General features: G+C 74.1%; 15 protein-coding genes and 2 pseudogenes. 7 read left to right on the top strand and 10 right to left on the bottom strand.

The genetic code is table 11. The features are described 5' to 3' along the window. From ABD329_RS45985 to ABD329_RS45965, 5 genes and pseudogenes are all read right to left on the bottom strand, one after another. Positions 1-537 (bottom strand): annotated as a pseudogene (locus tag ABD329_RS45985) (hypothetical protein); the annotation flags it as partial. Next, positions 530-1,516 (bottom strand): T4 family baseplate hub assembly chaperone, encoded by a 987-nt coding sequence (locus ABD329_RS45980; protein WP_344318051.1) that lies wholly within the window; start codon positions 1,514-1,516, stop codon positions 530-532. The pseudogene ABD329_RS45985 and the gene ABD329_RS45980, both read right to left, overlap by 8 nt. Before the next feature lie 201 nt (positions 1,517-1,717). Further along, positions 1,718-2,242 carry a phage tail protein gene (locus tag ABD329_RS45975; RefSeq protein ID WP_014058531.1) on the bottom strand — a complete coding sequence of 175 codons (525 nt, stop codon included), beginning with the start codon at positions 2,240-2,242 and terminating at the stop codon, positions 1,718-1,720. Positions 2,243-2,249: 7 nt separating this feature from the next. Next, positions 2,250-4,097, bottom strand: a complete 1,848-nt coding sequence (locus tag ABD329_RS45970; protein WP_198281918.1) for a phage tail sheath C-terminal domain-containing protein — start codon at positions 4,095-4,097, stop codon at positions 2,250-2,252. A gap of 453 nt (positions 4,098-4,550) precedes the next feature. After that, positions 4,551-5,126: a DUF6817 domain-containing protein gene (locus ABD329_RS45965; RefSeq protein ID WP_344318049.1), complete on the bottom strand. Its 576-nt coding sequence runs from the start codon at positions 5,124-5,126 to the stop codon at positions 4,551-4,553. Positions 5,127-5,306: 180 nt separating this feature from the next. Between ABD329_RS45965 and ABD329_RS45960 the strand changes: the two genes are divergently transcribed. The 5 genes from ABD329_RS45960 (at position 5,307) to ABD329_RS45940 (ending at position 9,665) form a co-directional block, all read left to right on the top strand. Next, a complete protein-coding gene (locus ABD329_RS45960) occupies positions 5,307-6,236 on the top strand; it encodes a LysR family transcriptional regulator (RefSeq protein ID WP_198280462.1) in 930 nt (309 codons plus the stop codon). A 134-nt stretch (positions 6,237-6,370) separates the two neighbouring features. Next, positions 6,371-7,396 carry a sporulation protein gene (locus ABD329_RS45955; RefSeq protein WP_198280463.1) on the top strand — a complete coding sequence of 342 codons (1,026 nt, stop codon included), beginning with the start codon at positions 6,371-6,373 and terminating at the stop codon, positions 7,394-7,396. Between the two features lie 188 nt (positions 7,397-7,584). Next, positions 7,585-8,094 carry a DinB family protein gene (locus tag ABD329_RS45950; RefSeq protein ID WP_198280464.1) on the top strand — a complete coding sequence of 170 codons (510 nt, stop codon included), beginning with the start codon at positions 7,585-7,587 and terminating at the stop codon, positions 8,092-8,094. A gap of 159 nt (positions 8,095-8,253) precedes the next feature. Continuing rightward, the gene (locus ABD329_RS45945) at positions 8,254-8,793 is read left to right on the top strand and encodes a hypothetical protein (protein WP_198280465.1); all 540 of its coding nucleotides are present in this window, start codon (positions 8,254-8,256) and stop codon (positions 8,791-8,793) included. Further along, positions 8,790-9,665 (top strand): MBL fold metallo-hydrolase, encoded by an 876-nt coding sequence (locus ABD329_RS45940; protein ID WP_198280466.1) that lies wholly within the window; start codon positions 8,790-8,792, stop codon positions 9,663-9,665. Before ABD329_RS45945 ends, ABD329_RS45940 begins: the two co-directional genes overlap by 4 nt. A 33-nt stretch (positions 9,666-9,698) precedes the next feature. Here the strand turns inward: ABD329_RS45940 and ABD329_RS45935 are convergent, their stop codons facing one another. Beyond that, positions 9,699-10,241: a hypothetical protein gene (locus tag ABD329_RS45935; RefSeq protein ID WP_198280467.1), complete on the bottom strand. Its 543-nt coding sequence runs from the start codon at positions 10,239-10,241 to the stop codon at positions 9,699-9,701. A gap of 180 nt (positions 10,242-10,421) precedes the next feature. Here ABD329_RS45935 and ABD329_RS45930 point away from each other — a divergent pair, with 180 nt between their 5' ends. Next, positions 10,422-11,345 (top strand): glycosyltransferase family 2 protein, encoded by a 924-nt coding sequence (locus tag ABD329_RS45930; protein WP_344318048.1) that lies wholly within the window; start codon positions 10,422-10,424, stop codon positions 11,343-11,345. After that, positions 11,335-11,565, top strand: a complete 231-nt coding sequence (locus ABD329_RS45925) for a hypothetical protein (RefSeq protein ID WP_198280469.1) — start codon at positions 11,335-11,337, stop codon at positions 11,563-11,565. Before ABD329_RS45930 ends, ABD329_RS45925 begins: the two co-directional genes overlap by 11 nt. A gap of 96 nt (positions 11,566-11,661) precedes the next feature. On the opposite strand, the gene ABD329_RS45920 is transcribed toward ABD329_RS45925, so the two are convergent. The 4 genes and pseudogenes from ABD329_RS45920 to ABD329_RS45905 form a co-directional block, all read right to left on the bottom strand. Beyond that, positions 11,662-12,729 (bottom strand): glycosyltransferase family 9 protein, encoded by a 1,068-nt coding sequence (locus ABD329_RS45920; RefSeq protein WP_198280470.1) that lies wholly within the window; start codon positions 12,727-12,729, stop codon positions 11,662-11,664. Beyond that, positions 12,726-14,183: a D-glycero-beta-D-manno-heptose 1-phosphate adenylyltransferase gene (gene rfaE2, locus ABD329_RS45915; protein WP_344318047.1), complete on the bottom strand. Its 1,458-nt coding sequence runs from the start codon at positions 14,181-14,183 to the stop codon at positions 12,726-12,728. The genes ABD329_RS45920 and rfaE2 overlap by 4 nt, the downstream gene beginning before the upstream one ends. A gap of 88 nt (positions 14,184-14,271) precedes the next feature. After that, positions 14,272-15,018, bottom strand: a complete 747-nt coding sequence (locus ABD329_RS45910; RefSeq protein WP_198280226.1) for a D-sedoheptulose-7-phosphate isomerase — start codon at positions 15,016-15,018, stop codon at positions 14,272-14,274. Further along, positions 15,015-15,211, bottom strand: a pseudogene (locus ABD329_RS45905) (glycosyltransferase family protein); the annotation flags it as partial. The pseudogene ABD329_RS45905 and the gene ABD329_RS45910, both read right to left, overlap by 4 nt.

Here is a 15,211-nt window from a genome sequence, read left to right as displayed (position 1 = left end):
GCCCGGGGCGGCGTCGGCCGTGCGGGGCGGCAGCGGCGCGGCGGCCACCGCGGACCACACGTCCGCGGACGGCGGCCCGGGCCGGGATCCCGCCTCGGCCGGTGTGGCGTCGGGTGCCGGGGACGCCGTGGTGCCCCGCCGTGGCGCCCGGGCGTCGGGGACGACCGGGTTCGGTCCGGCGGTGAGCTGTGTGCTGGGGAGCAACAGCGGTGCCGGGGCCGGGGGTTCGGCGTACCGCTCCACGTCCTCGTACGGTGAGGACTCCGCGCGTACGACGGTGTGCCGGTCGGTCCTGACCTCGTGCTCGTGCCGGACCACCTCCTGGTAGCGGTCGGCCACCGGTGGCGGGGCCACCCGGGCCGGTGCGGGCTCCTCCGGCAGCGGTGATTCCCCCCGCAGCGCCTCGATCCGCTCGTACGGGCCCGGCAGCCGCGGCCGTACCCGGACCGGGCGCTCGCCGGCGCCGCCGCCCGCCGCCCGCCCGGGTACGGGGACGGGGGCGTGCCGCGCGAGCAGCCGGTCGAAGTAGTCAGCCATCTGCGCACAGCTCCAGGTAGTAACGGCGCCGCAGCGGGCTGAGCGCCAGGATCTGAGGCTCGCTCCAGCCGTATGCGGTGGCGAGCAGGTGGACATCGAGGAGCAGGTCCCGTGCCCAGTGGTCGAGTTCGGCCCAGAGGTAGGAGGCGATATCCAGCTCGGCCCGGGTGGCCTCGCCGCATTCGGGGCAGGCGACGTTGAGCGTCACATCGGCCGCCGGGTCGGCGCGCTCGGCGGCCTCGGCGAGGCGCCGCTGCACCGGCTCCGGCAGTTCGGCCGCGGGGAGGCGGTCGGCGGGCACGGGCCGCCCCGAACGGTGCACGGAGACGATGCAGCGGGCGATCAGGGCCCGGCGGGCGCGGGCGGCGGCGGTGGGCTCGCGCTCGGCCTCGCCGCCGTACGATTCCGAGGCCGCGTCCACGTCGGAGTCCGCGCCCACGTTCCCGTTCGCGCCGACGCCCACGCCCACGCTCGAGTCCACGTTCCCATTCGCGCCCACGCCCGAGTTCAGGTCCGCGCCCACGTTCCCGTTCGCCCCCACGCCCACGCCCGAGTCGGCGCCCACGGCCACGTTCCCGTTCGCCCCCGAGGCCCCGCCCGCTTCCGCCGCCGCCCGTGCGGCGGCCTCCAGGTCGGCGACGGTGGGCAGCCGGAACTCGACCGTCCACTCGCCCTCCTCCACCCGGAGCGGGCCGTCCTGCTCCCCCGGGCGCACGCCCAGGTCGCGTGCGTCGAGGTCGAACTCCATGGCCTCGCCGCACGCGTCGCACTCGGCCCGGATCTGCATCCGCTCGCCGAAAAGCGCACGCCGCAGGGCGTACAGATCCGCCTCGCGCTCGCCCACCGGCAGCGACAGCAGCTCGTCCGCCCCGGACTCCGGGCGGGCTGCCCGGTGCAGCAGCAGGGCGCGGCCGGGGCCGTGGTGCGCCAGCCCCGCCTCCCAGATGGCCAGCAGCTCCGCGGGCCCCGTGTTCCCCATTTCTCAGGCCGTCCGCTCCCCGTACCGTGCCGTTCCCGTCCCCGTACCCGTGGCCGCCGCCGCGTCGCGACGCTCGCCGCCGTCGCGACACTCGCGGCCGTCGCGACACTCGCCGCCGTCGATGACACTCGCCACCATCGATGACGCCACCGTCCCGATGACGCCGCCCTCCCGCGCCCCGTCCCCGTCCCCGTCCCCCGCTTACGCGGGATGCGTGAACGAGGGCTCTTCCGGCTCCGGCACCTCGTAGTCCCGCTCCCAGCCCTCGCATTCCAGCTTCAGGCTCTGGATCGCGACCGCGTTGGCGTTGGCGTCCAGCTCGCCGAGCACCTGGTACTCGCTCGGCCAGGTCCGGTAGAGCTTGTGCGAGACGGCCACCTGGCCCGCCTCGTTGAGGACCTGGATGACGATGTCCTTGCGGAAGTCGGCGAGCGAGACCTCGGCGCCGAGCCCCGCGCCGACCTGCCAGACCTTGTTGGCCCAGCGGTCGAACTCCGGGTCGTGGGTGACACCGCGCTCCAGGGTGATCCCCTCGAACTCGGACCGGCCCGGGGACTTGCGGGGTGAGCTGGGGTCGCCGCCATTGCGGTGCTTGACGACCTCGGTGGTGCGCTTGAGCGGACTGATCTTGCTGATGCCCGCGACCGTACGACCGTCCCAGAGGACCAGAAACTTGAAGTTCTTGTACGGGTCGAAGCGATGGGCGTTGACCTGGAACTCAGCCATCACATTCCTAAATCTCGAACTGTCCGGCCATCTGCTGGATCTTGACGATCACGAACTCCGCGGGCTTGACCGGCGCAATACCGACCACGACATTCACGATGCCGTTGGCGATGTCCTCGTCCGTCGTGGTGTCCTTGTCGCACTTGACGAAGTACGCCTGACGCGGAGTGCCGCCCTTGAACGCGCCCTTCTCGAACAGCGTGTGGAGATAGCCGGAAGCGTTCAGCCGGATCTGCTGCCACAACTGCTCCGTATTGGGTTCGAAAACGACCCATTGCAGTCCGCGGCGCAGGCTCTCCTCGATATGCAGCGCCAGCCGCCGTACCGGTACGTACTTCCACTCACTGTCGAGCGCGTCGGCGCCCTTCAGCGTGCGGGCGCCCCAGACCAGCGGGCCCACCACCGGGAATGTGCGCAGGCAGTTGATGCCCAGCGGGTTGAGCAGCCCGTTCTCGCGGTCGGTCAGCTGGACGGCGAGTGAGTACACCCCGGCCAGCCGGGCCTCGGTCCCGGCCGGGGCCTTCCACACGCCGCGCTCGCCGTCCGTACGGGCCATGACGCCCGCGAGCGCCCCGGAGGGCGGGAAGGCGCGCAGTCGCCCGGTGAGCGGGTCGGTGAGCCGCAGCTGCGGGAAGTACAGCGCGGCGTGGTCGCTGCGGACCGGCTCGAAGGCGCCGATCCCGGCGCGGGCCGCGTCCACACTGCCCCAGGCCGAGGGCGCGTCGACCAGCAGGAAGATCCGCCGCTCGCGGCACAGCCGGTCGGCCGCCGACAGCACGGTGACCATGTCGCCCACGGACTCGTACCCGGCGAGCTCGGGCAGCGACAGCAGGTTGACGTCCTCGATGTCGCGCAGCGCCTGGAGGCCGGTCTTGTCCGCCTCGCTGCCGATGAGGTCGCGGGGGCCGGGCGGGGCGCCGTCCTCGCCGCCGGACAGCGGGAAGACGGGCGGGTTGACCGATGCCTCCAGGCCCAGGTCATTGGCGCATTCGCCCAGGAAGCGCACCACGTCGTCGGGGTCGATGGAACCGGCCACGACCTGGAGGCGGCGGCCGAACGCGGTGACCTCGGTGCCCGCGAAGGCGTGCTTGCCGGGGGCGTCGGGCAGCGCGCGCAGCTTGCGCTCGAGGAGCAGGGCGAGCTCGGTGACGTCGCACGGAGCCTCGCCGTCGCAGTCCGGGTCGTAGAGGGTGAACGCGCGCTCCACCTCGCCGATCTTGACCGTCAGCTCGACCTCGAGATCGGGGAGTTCCTCCGCGAACGGTTTGGAGACCGTGCCGGAGGGGTCCGGCCGGCCCTCGCCGACCGCCTTGACCCGGATCAGCGCCGACCCGGCGTTGACCACGGTCTCGGCGTGGCGGCCGTGGGCTGGGTCCATGGACAGGTTGGCGAAGGACTCGCGGGAGGTGCCCCGGGCGTCGAGCACATGGAGGTTGAAGGTCTCCTCCGGGCACGGGGTGTCGTAGTCGACGGCCAGCCGCAGGCCCGAGCCCCAGTGGCCGGGCTCCTTGGCGTGCACCTCCAGCACGGGGCATTCGCTGTGGCCCTCGGTGGATTCGAGGGTGACGCACGCGGCCTTGCCGGTCCCGGCCTTGGTCACGCGGACGACGACCGCCACGGTGCCGCCGTTGCCGAAGAACTGGTGCACCGCGTAGCCGACCGCGCTCTGCGAGGTCAGCCCCCCGAAACGGCGCTCGTAGTCGGCGAAGCTGGTGATGCGGACCGGGGTGTTCAGCGGGCCCCGCCGGGTGTGGCCCACGAAGGCGGTCACCGAGGTGGTGACCGAGGCGATGGTACGGACGCTGCTGGGAAGCTCTTCGATGTAGACACCGGGATAGCCCGCGGGCGTCGGCATTCCCCCTCCATTCTCTTCAGCGCATCAAGAGATGAGGAGGGGAAGTGAAGATCACGCGGGCGGATTTCCCGCCGCGCACACATTTTCTCCTTGTACTTCCCCCGGTCGCACGCCCCCGCGAAACCGGTATCGCAGGGTTCGGAACGTCGCTTGCGGCTCCTGATGCGTGAGTGCGATTTGAGTTTCCGCGCTCGGCGTGATTCCGGTCAAGGCATTGATCCGGTCATCTCCTTCACGGGGAATTCCTAGATCGTTTCCCTCTCGCCACGGAGTTGACCAAGCTATTACCGTGCGCGAACGCTTCCGGCAATTCTTGATCACAAATCCCGTCCGGTGCGCGCCGACGATGAGAACGAGCCGAAAAGGTGAACGGTGCGGCGCGCCGTTTTGCGGTTCCGCGCTCCCGGCGATATCACACCCGCGCCCGCGGGCCGCACCCGCTGAGCGGGCACTTCAGTCGCGCGCGAGCGGGGACGGCGCGAGGATCGCATGGCCGTCCAGCCAGGCCGGGCGGCTGAGCAGCGGGCGGCAGCGGGTGAACAGCGCGAGGAGTTCGGGGCCGCGCCGCCGTCGCAGGGCGGGGTCGAGGCGGGCGAGGTCGAGCTCATTGGCGGCCGACAGCTCGGCGAAGTCCCGGAGCAGCCGGGGCTCGGGGGTGTGCGCACGGCCGGTGAAGCGGTCGTGGAAGACCGCGTCCGGGTCGCCGAGCGCCGGGCAGGTGGCCTTCCGGTCACAGCTCGCGTAGAGGTACACGATGGCTTCGGCCTCCGCGCCGATGACCGCCACGAGTTCGCCGCGGCGGCCGAGCGGCAGCAGGGTGACGGGGAAGCCGTCGGTTCCGTAGAACGCGTGGCACAGCCCGGCGAGTTGGAGCTCGGGGCGGGCTCCCCAGGCGGCGAGCCGGGCGCGTACGCGCTGGAGGTGGGCGAGGAGGGTACTGCCGCCGGGGTGGGCGATGCGCGCGGCGCCGAGGCGGCGCAGGAGGGTGACGGCCCGGTCGGCGGCGGCGGGAGGGGGAGCGGCAGGCACAGGTCGTGTCCTTTCGGTGCTTGGCAGGTCGGCACCCGTACCGCACCCCCACCCGGTCCGGATCCTCGTGCCGGCGCCGTACGGGTTGCCGCCTGAGCCCTGCGACGATCGTCGCGACCATCGGCCACCCCAGTCAATCCTGGGGATTGCTCGCCAACTCCAAGCTCTACCTTGGAGGTTATGACTCTGGACGATCTGCGGGTGTTCGTGGCCGTGTGCCGGGCCGGCAGCCTCAGCGCCGTGGCCCGGGAGCTCACCTGCACACAGTCGGCGGTGAGCCAGCGGGTGAAGCGGCTGGAACGCGAGACCGGCGTCAGCCTGCTGGAGCGCCAGGCACGCGGGGTCGTGCCCACTCCGGCGGGACGCGTTCTGTGCGAGGCCGCCGCCGACGGGATCGCCGGGCTCGATCTGGCGCTGCGGCGGCTGGGGGACCTCGTGCACGGGGAGAGCGGTTCGGTGCGGATCACCACCGGCAGCACCACCGTGCGGCACTTCATGGCCGGGGCGATCGTCTCGTTCCGCCGCCGCTATCCGAAGGTGAACCTGGAGTTCCAGACCGAGAGTTCCAGCCGGGGCTGTCTCGGCGCGCTCATCGCCGGCAATCTGGATCTGGCCTGGATCACCCTCGGCGGGCCGGTGCGCGGTGTCGAGCAGCGGCCGGTGGCCGAACTGCCGTGGGTGCTCGCCGTGCGGGCCGGGGATCCGCTCGCGGCCCGGTCGCGGGTGGAGGTGTCCGACCTCGCCGAGATCCCCCTCGTACGGCTGCCGCCGAACTCCACCTCAGGCGGACAGCTCCACGCGGCCCTGGCCGAGTTGGGCGTACGGGCCGGTTCCGGCACCGGGGTCGCCGACTGGGACACGGCCCTGCTGCTGGCCGAACTCGGCCTGGGGCGCGCCGTGGTGCCCGCCCTGCCGGGGCTGCCGGTGCCCGGGGACGACGGGCCGCTGCGGCTCGTCCCGATCCCCGCGCTGCCGCCGCTGCCGGTCGGCTGGGCGGCCCGCCGCTGGGACGCGCTCCCGCCGCTGGCCCGGGCCTTCGCGGACACGGTGGCCGGCACCTTGCGCGGCGACGCCTCGCCCGAAGGGGATCCCGTGGCGCGCCGCGAGTGATCATTTTCGGACTTCCGCCGTCAACGCGCCTGGATGGGCCGTCTCGGCGCGGCACACACCCCTATGCTTCTACATGCATGTAGAAGCCCCCATGCGCACGCGACAGTGCGCACATTGAAGGAGTGGACGCCCCGATGGTGTTCAAACGACTGCTCGGCTCGCTCGGTGTCGGCGGACCCACCGTGGACACGGTGCTGGACCCCGGCCCGGTACACCCCGGCGGGCCGCTGACCGGTCAGGTCCATCTCCGGGGCGGCACGGCGGACTTCGAGATCGAGCAGATCACGCTGGAGCTCGTGGCCCGGGTGGAGGACGAGCGCGGCGACGAGGAGCGGGAGGGGGCCGTCCTCTTCGACCGCTTCACCGTCGGCGGCGGCTTCCGGCTCGCCGAGGGCGAGCACCGCGCCCTCCCGTTCACCGCCCACCTCCCCTGGGAGACGCCGATCACCGAGCTGTACGGGCAGCCGCTGGGCATCATCCTCGGCGTCCGCACCGGGCTGGAGGTCGCGGGCGCGAAGGACAAGGGCGACCTGGACCAGCTGACCGTGGCCCCGCTGCCGGTCCAGGAGGCCGTTCTGGAGGCGCTGGGGCAGCTCGGCTTCGGCTTCAAGTCCGCCGATCTGGAGCTGGGACACGTGGGCGGCACCGGGCAGCGGCTGCCGTTCTACCAGGAGATCGAGCTCACCCCGGCACCCCAGTACGCCCACGCCGTCAACGAGCTGGAGGTGACGTTCCTGGCGAACCCGGGCGGCATGGACGTCGTCCTGGAGGCCGACAAGCGCGGCGGGCTCTTCTCCTCCGGGGAGGACGCCCTCACGCTCTTCACCGTCGGACATGAGGGCGTCGAGCACCGCGACTGGAACGCCGAGGTCGACGCCTGGATCCGCTCGCTCGTCGAGCGGCGCGCCGCCTACGGCTCTTACGGCTCGCACGACTCGTACGGCGCCCACGGCTCGTACGGCGCCCACGGGCACGGCCACGGGCACGCGGACCACCACGACGGGCACCACGACGGCGGGCGGCGCTCCGGCCCGAGCACCGCGGCGGTCGTCGGAGGCGTCGCGGCGGGTGTCGCGGTCGGCGTCGTCGGCGGAATGGTCGCCGCGGAGGTCGTCGACGAGATCGGCGACGCCTTCGAGGGCGAGGAGGACGAGGACTGACCACCTTCCCCGGCCCGGAGCGGCCCCGGGCCGGGGAGTCCTTCCCGGCCCGGGGCCGCTCCGGGCCGGGGAGTCCTTCCCGGCGGTTCGGCGACGGCCCCGGTGCGGCCGGCCCCCGACGCCCGTGGTCCCATGAGGCCGCACAGCGCCCCAGGGCCCCGCCCAGCCAACGAGGAGGACGAACGACCATGACCGCAGACAGCCGCCCGGAACCACCCCACTTCGGCGACGAACGCGAAACCCTGCGCGCCTTCCTGGACTACCAGCGGGCGACGCTCGCCATGAAGTGCGAGGGGCTGACGGACGAGGAGCTGCGGCAGCGGTCGATGCCGCCCTCGACGCTGACGCTGCTGGGCCTGGTGCGGCACATGGCCGAGGTGGAACGGGCCTGGTTCCGGCGGGTGTTCGAGGACAACGAGGCGCCGATGGTCTGGTCCCCCACGATCGACTTCCAGGCGGCGTACGACGTGAGCGAGGCGACCGGAGCCGAGGCGTTCGCGGCCTGGGAGGCGGAGGTCGAGACCTCCCGCCGGATCGAGCGGGCGGCGGACTCGCTCGACCTGGCGGGCCACCAGCCCCGGTGGGGCGAGGAGGTGTCGCTGCGGATGGTGCTGGTGCACGTGCTGCTGGAGTACGGCCGCCACAACGGGCACGCGGACTTCCTGCGCGAGGGCGTGGACGGGGTCGTGGGGGCCTGATCGTTCGGCTTCCGGCCGGTGGGTGGCCGCGACGAGGACGCGGGGGTTGGTTGAGGCGGCCGGAGCTGGGCACTCCGTGGGCGCGTGGCCCGATACGGCCGGGCCCGGTACGACCGGTGCGCGGCCCGATACGACCGTGCCGAATCCCAAAGGACGATCATGAGCGAGCCCAGGACATCGATCTCCCCCCGCATGCTCGGCATCTACCTCAACGACCACCTGGCCGGGGCGACGGCCGGAATGCAGCTGGCCCGCCGGACGGCCCGCGAGCACCGGCAGGCGCCCTTCGGCGGCGACCTGGAGGACGTCGCCGTGCAGATCATGGAGGACCGGCAGGCGCTCCTGGCCATCATGGCCGACCTCGAGGTCCCCGTCCGCCGCTACAAGGTCTACGGGGGCTGGCTGGGCGAGAAGGCCGGGCGGCTGAAGCCCAACGGACGGCTGCGGCGGCGCTCCGGGCTCAGCACGGTCCTCGAGCTGGAGTCGCTGCGGATCGGCGTGGAGGGCAAGGCGCTGCTGTGGCACGGGCTGCTGGCCGCGGCCGGCGAGAACCCCAGGCTGGACCCCGATCGGCTCACCGAGCTGCTGGACCGGGCGCGGCGGCAGCGCGCGACGCTGGCGTCGCTGCACGAGACCGCGACCACCACGATGTTCCGCCCCAGCCGGACGGAGCCGCGGGAGGCGGTGGTCGGCACATGACTCCTCCCACTCCTGGCCGGAACACGGCTCCTCCCGCTCCTCCCCCGGACGGCGCCGCCGAGCTCCTCTTCGTCGGCAACGCCACGCTCCTCATCCGCTACGGCACGCTGACGCTGCTCACCGACCCCAACTTCCTGCACCGGGGCCAGTACGCCTATCTGGGCAAGGGGCTGATGTCCCGGCGGCTGACCGAGCCCGCGCTGACCGTCGCGGAGATCCCGTCCGACCTGGACGCCGTGGTGCTCTCGCATCTGCACGGCGACCACTGGGACCGGGTGGCGCGCCGGCGGCTGGACCGCTCGCTGCCCATCATCACCACCCCGCACGCCTCCCGGCGGCTTCAGGGCGTCCATGGGTTCAGCCGCGCGACCGGGCTGCCCACCTGGCACGATCACGTCCTGGTGAACGACCGCAGCCAGGTCCGGATCACCGCACTGCCCGGCAGACACGCCCCCGGCCGGTGGCAGCGGCTGCTGCCGCCGGTGATGGGGAGTCTGCTGGACTTCGGTGCGCCCGGGGAGCCCCCTCGGCTGCGGGTGTACATCACCGGCGACACGCTGATGTTCCCGGGCATCCACGAGATCGCCCGGCGCTACCCGGATGTGCATCTGGCGGTGGTCCACCTGGGCGGCACCCGGCTTCCGGGCGGGCTGATCGTGACCATGGACGCGCTCCAGGGGGCCGGTCTGGTCAAGGCCGTACGGCCGGAGCGGGTGCTGCCGGTGCACTACGACGACTACGCCGCCTTCAGCTCCCCGCTCTCCGCGTTCCTGGCGGAGACCCGGGACCCGGACTTCCCGTCCGAGGTGGTCCACTGCCCCCGTGGCGAGCGCGTCACCGTGAACGCGCGAGGCGTGCTCCAGGCGCTGTGACGTCCGTCGGCCGCCAGCAGTGGACTGGCGCCGTCAGGCCGCGCTGGTGGGCGTCTGGTCGTCGCTGCGCAGCAGCCGCAGCCGCTCCAGCAGCTGGGCACGGTGCAGCTCCACCACGCACGCCATCAGGTCCGGATGACGCATCAGCGGCGCGGCCTGCCAGTCGTGCGCGTCGGGCTCGGTGAGCCGCCGGAACTCCCCGGGGAGCCCGGCCGCGTGCTCACAGTCGGCGACCGCCGCCACGGCCTCGGAGGCCAGGGTCGAGCAGGTGAGCAGGGCCGCCGCCCAGCTCGCCACGACCTCGTCCACCCAGGTGCGCCAGACGCCGTCGGGGCCGCGGATCTCGTACGGCTCCGCGTCCACGAGCCAGTCCAGCCGGTAGGAACCGCCCGGTCCCGCCATGGTCACCAGGGCGGCGTCGGTGGTGGTCGGGTAGCGCAGCCACGTGGCGACGGTCACGGCCTGCCGCGCCTGCGCCTCCGCGAGCGCCTCGTTCATCGCGCCGTCGGCCGACGGATAGGCCCTGATCAGCCAATGCGTGGTCGCCGCTATGACGGATGACAGGTCCAGGGACAAACGAGCCGCTCCTCTTGCGCGATAGCTGTCAGCACCGTACCCACGGAACGACGGTGTCGAACATGACATACATCACTCTTGACGGCGGCGCGGCGGTATGGACGGCCCGGTGCGCACCGCATAAGAGCCCGGCGGGTCGGCGTACCGCATAGCGGCCGGGGCGCCGGGTACCTGATGGCCATGAACGCGCCGGGCCCCGCCGTCGGCGTGGTCCTCGCCACCCGCGACCGCGCCGAAAGCCTCGCCACCGCCCTGGAGCACCTCACCGCCCTGCCGGAGCGGCCGCCGGTCCTGGTCGTGGACAACGGCTCGACGGACCACACCCGGGCCATGGTCGCCGAACGTTTTCCCCAGGTTCGCGTCCTGGCGCATAGGGCCAACCGCGGCGCGCTCGCACGCAACGACGGTGTACGCGCCATCGGCACCCCCTATGTGGCCTTCAGCGACGACGACTCCTGGTGGCGGCCAGGCGCCCTGGCACGGGCGGCCACCCTGCTGAACGCCCATTCACGGCTGGGGCTGCTGGCGGCCCAGGTGCGGGTCGGCCCGGAGGAGCGGCCCGATCCGCTCAACGCCATGTTGGCCACCTCCCCCGCGGGGCGGGCCGAGGACCTTCCCGGCCCGGAGGTGTTCGGCTTCCTCGCCTGCGGGGCCGTGGTGCGCCGCGACGCCTTCCTGGAGGCGGGCGGCTTCCACCCGCTGATCTTCTTCGGCGGCGAGGAGACGCTGCTCGCCTATGACCTCGCCGCGATGGGCTGGGGCGTCTCGTACTGCCCCGAGGTGGTCGCCCACCACCATCCGGCCCCCGCACCACGCAAGGGCCGCACCGCCGTGATGCGGCGCAACGAGCTGATCGGCTGCTGGCTGCGCCGCCCGCTGCCGCTCGCCGCCCGGCGCACCGCCGGGCTGCTCACCGAGGCCGGGCGGGACCCGGTCGCGCGGGCCGCGCTGGGCGGTCTGCTCGCCCGGCTGCTGGCCGCGCTGTGGCAGCGCCGGCCGCTGCCGCCGTGGGTCGAGGAGGCCGCCCGGCGCGTGGACGGGCAGCGGACGGACGACGCGGCGCCCCGGCGGGAGGAGAGGCAGGCCGTCACCCATGACCGATGACCAGAACCAGGACCAGAACCAGGACCAGGACCAGAACCAGGACCAGGACCAGGACCAGGACCAGGGCGAAGGGAACGCCGCCTCCGCCACCCGCCGCACCCTCTCCCCGGCCCGCACCGTCCCCCGCGACCGGGCCGTGGTACCGAACCGGGTCGAGCGAGGGCTGCGCCTGCTGGACGAGACCCAGCGGGTGTCCACGGCCCGGCGCTCTGTGGGGTGACCGCATGGGCCCGGGCCCGCACGAGTGACGGTGGACGCCTTACGGACGCGTGCACGGAGCCGGTGGTGGGTTCGTAGCCAGTGGTTGGGTGCGGGGTCAGCCTCCGGCGCCGGTGAGTGCGAACCGCGCGGGGCGGGGGAGCCGGGTGAGGGCCTCCAGGACCTCTGGCACCGTGATCCGCAACAGCCGCTCGTCCGGAACGTCTCCGTGGGCGTCACCCGGGCGGGCGGCATCGTCGTCCGGGTGCCAGAGCGCCCGGTGCTGCGGGCCGGGCGGCGGGCCCCACAGCCTGGGGGCGACCGGGCCGAAGAGGACGACGGACGGTGTGCCCACGGCGGTCGCCAGATGCGCCAGACCGGTGTCGCCGACGATCACCGCACGCGCCTGGCCCACCAGCGCGGCCAGTTCGGCGAACGGCGGGTCGGTGTCGCCGCCCAGCACGGCCGACCGGGGCAGCCCGGCGCGCCGCGCCACGTCATGGGCCAGGCCGGCCTCCCCGGCGCCGGCGGTGATCACGATCCGGTGGCCGGTGGCGCGCAGCGCGGCGCCCACGGCCGAGAACCGCGCGGCCGGCCACCGCCGCGCCGCCGCGTCCGCACCGGGGTGGATCACCACGGCGCCCGGCGCGGGCGAGGGGCGCTCGGGTACGCGGATGCGCAGGTCCTGGGGATCGGCAGGGATGCCGTACCAGGAGAGCAGGCGGCACCAGCGGTCCCGCTCGTGCTCGTCCTCGCGCCACGAGGGCCCTGCGGTCCGCTCCGGGGGGTGGGCGTAGGCGAGCAGCCGGGCCGGGCGCAGCCGGGACAACGGGCGGTGGCTGGCCGGGCCGTTGCCGTGGAGGTCCACCGCGACATCGGGCGGCGGCCCGCGCCAGTCGATCCGGCCGGGGACGGCCCGGCCGGGGGCCGAGGTGGGGATCACCCGGTCGACGGCTCCCGTGGCGACGGCGGCGTGAGCCTGCCGGGCGGGCGCGACGAGCAGCACTTCATGGCCGGGATGGGCCCGCCGCAGCGCGCGCAGGGCGGGCACGGCGGTAAGCAGATCGCCGAGTCCGAGGGCCCGCAGGACCACCAGCCGCGGGCGGTCGGCGGCACGGCGGCCGGGGCTCTCGGACGCGGGATGGTCAGGGCTGCCGGGGCCGTCGGCGGCAGGGTGGCCGGTCATGGGCGGGGGTGGAGGGGGGACGTGGCGGGCCGTGTGGGGGTGTGGGGACCCAGGGCGGCCCGGCGGGCCAGTTCGGTGGTGGAGCGGCCGTCCAGGTAGGGCAGGACGAGGGCCTGGCCGCCCCAGTCGCGCAGTACGGCCGTCTCGGGCAGGGCGTCCGCGCTGTAGTCGCCGCCCTTGACCCATACATCGGGGCGCAGCCGCCGTAGCAAGGGTTCGGGGGTGTCCTCGTCGAAGACGGCGACGGCGTCCACACAGCCGAGTCCGGACAGGACGCGGATCCGGTCGGCCACCGGGTTGATGGGCCTGCCGGGCCCCTTGAGGCGGCCCACGGAGGCGTCGGAGTTGACGCAGACGATGAGGCAGTCGCCGATGCGGCGGGCATTCTGTAGCAGCCCGACGTGGCCGGCGTGCAGCAGGTCGAAGCAGCCGCCGGTGGCGACGACCGTACCGCCGCGGGCGCGGACGGCCCCGGCCAGGGCGTGGGCGTCGGCGGGGCGGCGGAGCTCGGTGGGGTGGGGGCCGGGGCCGCCCGGGAGATCCCAGAGGGCGGGGTTCCCGGCGCCGCCCGCCGTGACGAACTCGGCCGCCTCGGCGACGGCGAGCTGCACCGCCTCCTCCGGGAGCGCCCCGTCGGCCAGCGCCCCGGCCGCGGTGGCGGCGAAGCAGTCACCGGCACCGCAGGGGTCGCCCTGGGCCCGGTGGGGCGCGGGCACGTACATGGGGTTCTCCCTGTGCGGGAGGGCCAGCACCGCGCCAAGTTCGCCGAGGGTCACGGCGACCGCCGCGGCTCGCCAGCGCTCTGCGAGGCGGGCGCCCCGGCCGCCGTGCGCGTGCAGCGAGTCGGTGTCGCCGGACAGGGCGTGGCGGGCCGAGCCGAGCAGGGCGCGGGCCTCGGCGGCGCTGGGCGTGGCGAGCCGTGCGCCGGGCACGGGCTGCTCACCGTGTGGATGCGGATCCCAGACCAGGGGCACCCGGCGGGCGGCGGCGCCCAGTTGCCGCCGCAGCGCGACGGCCGTGCCGCGGCCGTAGTCGGCCACCAGGACGGCGCGGGCCTCCCGGAGTGCGGCGAGGGCGTCCGGGCCGGGGTTCCCGGGGGTGCCGCCGCCGCGATCGACCCGGACCAACGGGCGGCCCCCGGCGCGGATACGGGTCTTCACCGCAAGAGTGCCGTCCAGCGGCAGCTCCACCAGCCGCACGCCCGGGGTCAGCGCGTTCCGTACGGTCTGGCTCGCGGTGTCGTCGCCCAGGGCCGTGACCAGGACGACCTCACGGCCCTGGCGTGCGGCGAGCGTGGCGGCGAGTCCCGCTCCCCCGGGGCGGCTTCGGTCCACGTCCACATCGACGACGGGTGCCGGTGCGTCCGGCGCCAGGCGGGTGGCCTCGCCGTCGATGTCCTGGTCCAGCAGGACGTCTCCGACGACGACGAGCGGTCGCGGGGCGGCGGCGGTCATGCTCTCACCTCCGATCGGGGGATGGCTGTCCATGGCTGGGGCCCTCGACAGCCCTCGTGACCCTCATCCCTCCTGGCTCTCCTGGCCCTCATGAGAACGGATACGGCGTCACCACCCCGTCCACGGACACCGCCCCGTCCACCACCCCGATCTCGTGGTCGAAGGTCTCGCAGAGCAGATGCAGGGCGACCAGATGCGCCTCCTGGACGGTCGCGGTGGAGCCGGAGCCGATGCACAGGGCCTCGTCGGCGCGGGAGGCCAGCGGGTTGGGCCGGGGGCCGGTCATGGCCCACACGGACAGCCCGGCGGCCCGGCCGGTGTCGGCCGCGGCCAGCAGGTTGGGGCTGCGGCCGGAGGTGGACATCAGCATCAGCGCATCGCCGGGCCTGCCGTGCGCGGCCACCTGACGGGCGTACAGCTCCTCGAAGCCGTAGTCGTTGCCGATGGCGGTGACGGCGGAGGTGTCGGTGTGCAGGGCGATGGCCGAGTACGCCGGCCGCTCCCGTTGGTAGCGCCCGACGAGTTCGGCGGTGAGGTGCTGGGCCTGGGCGGCGCTGCCGCCGTTCCCCGCGGCCAGCAGCCGGCCGCCGACGGGGAGGATGGCGGCGAGGTGGCGGCCCCACTCGGCCACCCGTTCCAGACCGTGGTCGCGCAGTGCCATCAGCGCGTCCTGGAGCGACTGGCAGTGGGCGTGGGCGGCGCGCAGCCGGTCGGCCGTGTCCGTCCCCGCGGGCCCGTATCCGGATGGGGACGGACGACGGGCGCGGGAGCCGGTGTCCGATACCCCCGCTTCCCAGGGCAGGGGGTTGGACTGGGGACGATCGCGGGTGCTCATGCCGCCTCCGTAACGGGTGCCGGGCGCGGGGTCAGGACGTCGTGGTACGCGGCCTCGGTGGCGGCGGCCACCCGGTTCCAGCTGTAGCGGGTCAGCACCCGCCGGCGGCCCGCCTCGCCGCAGGCCGCGCGCGCCGCCGGGCGGGCGAGGAGCGCGGCGGCGGGCTCGGCGAGGGCGACCGGGTCGCGGGGCG

Source organism: Streptomyces javensis (assembly GCF_039525925.1).
Taxonomy (GTDB): Bacteria; Actinomycetota; Actinomycetes; order Streptomycetales; family Streptomycetaceae; genus Streptomyces; species Streptomyces asiaticus.
This window is presented reverse-complemented; position numbering and strand designations above follow the sequence as displayed.

Coding starts and splice junctions, on each gene's coding strand:
- rfaE2 (WP_344318047.1), bottom strand. CDS start 14,183: ATGACCGCCGCCGCCCCGCGACCGCTCGTCGTCGTCGGAGACGTCCTG.
- ABD329_RS45910 (WP_198280226.1), bottom strand. CDS start 15,018: ATGAGCACCCGCGATCGTCCCCAGTCCAACCCCCTGCCCTGGGAAGCG.
- ABD329_RS45970 (WP_198281918.1), bottom strand. CDS start 4,097: ATGCCGACGCCCGCGGGCTATCCCGGTGTCTACATCGAAGAGCTTCCC.
- ABD329_RS45955 (WP_198280463.1), top strand. CDS start 6,371: ATGGTGTTCAAACGACTGCTCGGCTCGCTCGGTGTCGGCGGACCCACC.
- ABD329_RS45975 (WP_014058531.1), bottom strand. CDS start 2,242: ATGGCTGAGTTCCAGGTCAACGCCCATCGCTTCGACCCGTACAAGAAC.
- ABD329_RS45945 (WP_198280465.1), top strand. CDS start 8,254: ATGAGCGAGCCCAGGACATCGATCTCCCCCCGCATGCTCGGCATCTAC.
- ABD329_RS45920 (WP_198280470.1), bottom strand. CDS start 12,729: ATGACCGGCCACCCTGCCGCCGACGGCCCCGGCAGCCCTGACCATCCC.
- ABD329_RS45925 (WP_198280469.1), top strand. CDS start 11,335: ATGACCGATGACCAGAACCAGGACCAGAACCAGGACCAGGACCAGAAC.
- ABD329_RS45960 (WP_198280462.1), top strand. CDS start 5,307: ATGACTCTGGACGATCTGCGGGTGTTCGTGGCCGTGTGCCGGGCCGGC.
- ABD329_RS45950 (WP_198280464.1), top strand. CDS start 7,585: ATGACCGCAGACAGCCGCCCGGAACCACCCCACTTCGGCGACGAACGC.
- ABD329_RS45940 (WP_198280466.1), top strand. CDS start 8,790: ATGACTCCTCCCACTCCTGGCCGGAACACGGCTCCTCCCGCTCCTCCC.
- ABD329_RS45980 (WP_344318051.1), bottom strand. CDS start 1,516: ATGGGGAACACGGGGCCCGCGGAGCTGCTGGCCATCTGGGAGGCGGGG.
- ABD329_RS45930 (WP_344318048.1), top strand. CDS start 10,422: ATGAACGCGCCGGGCCCCGCCGTCGGCGTGGTCCTCGCCACCCGCGAC.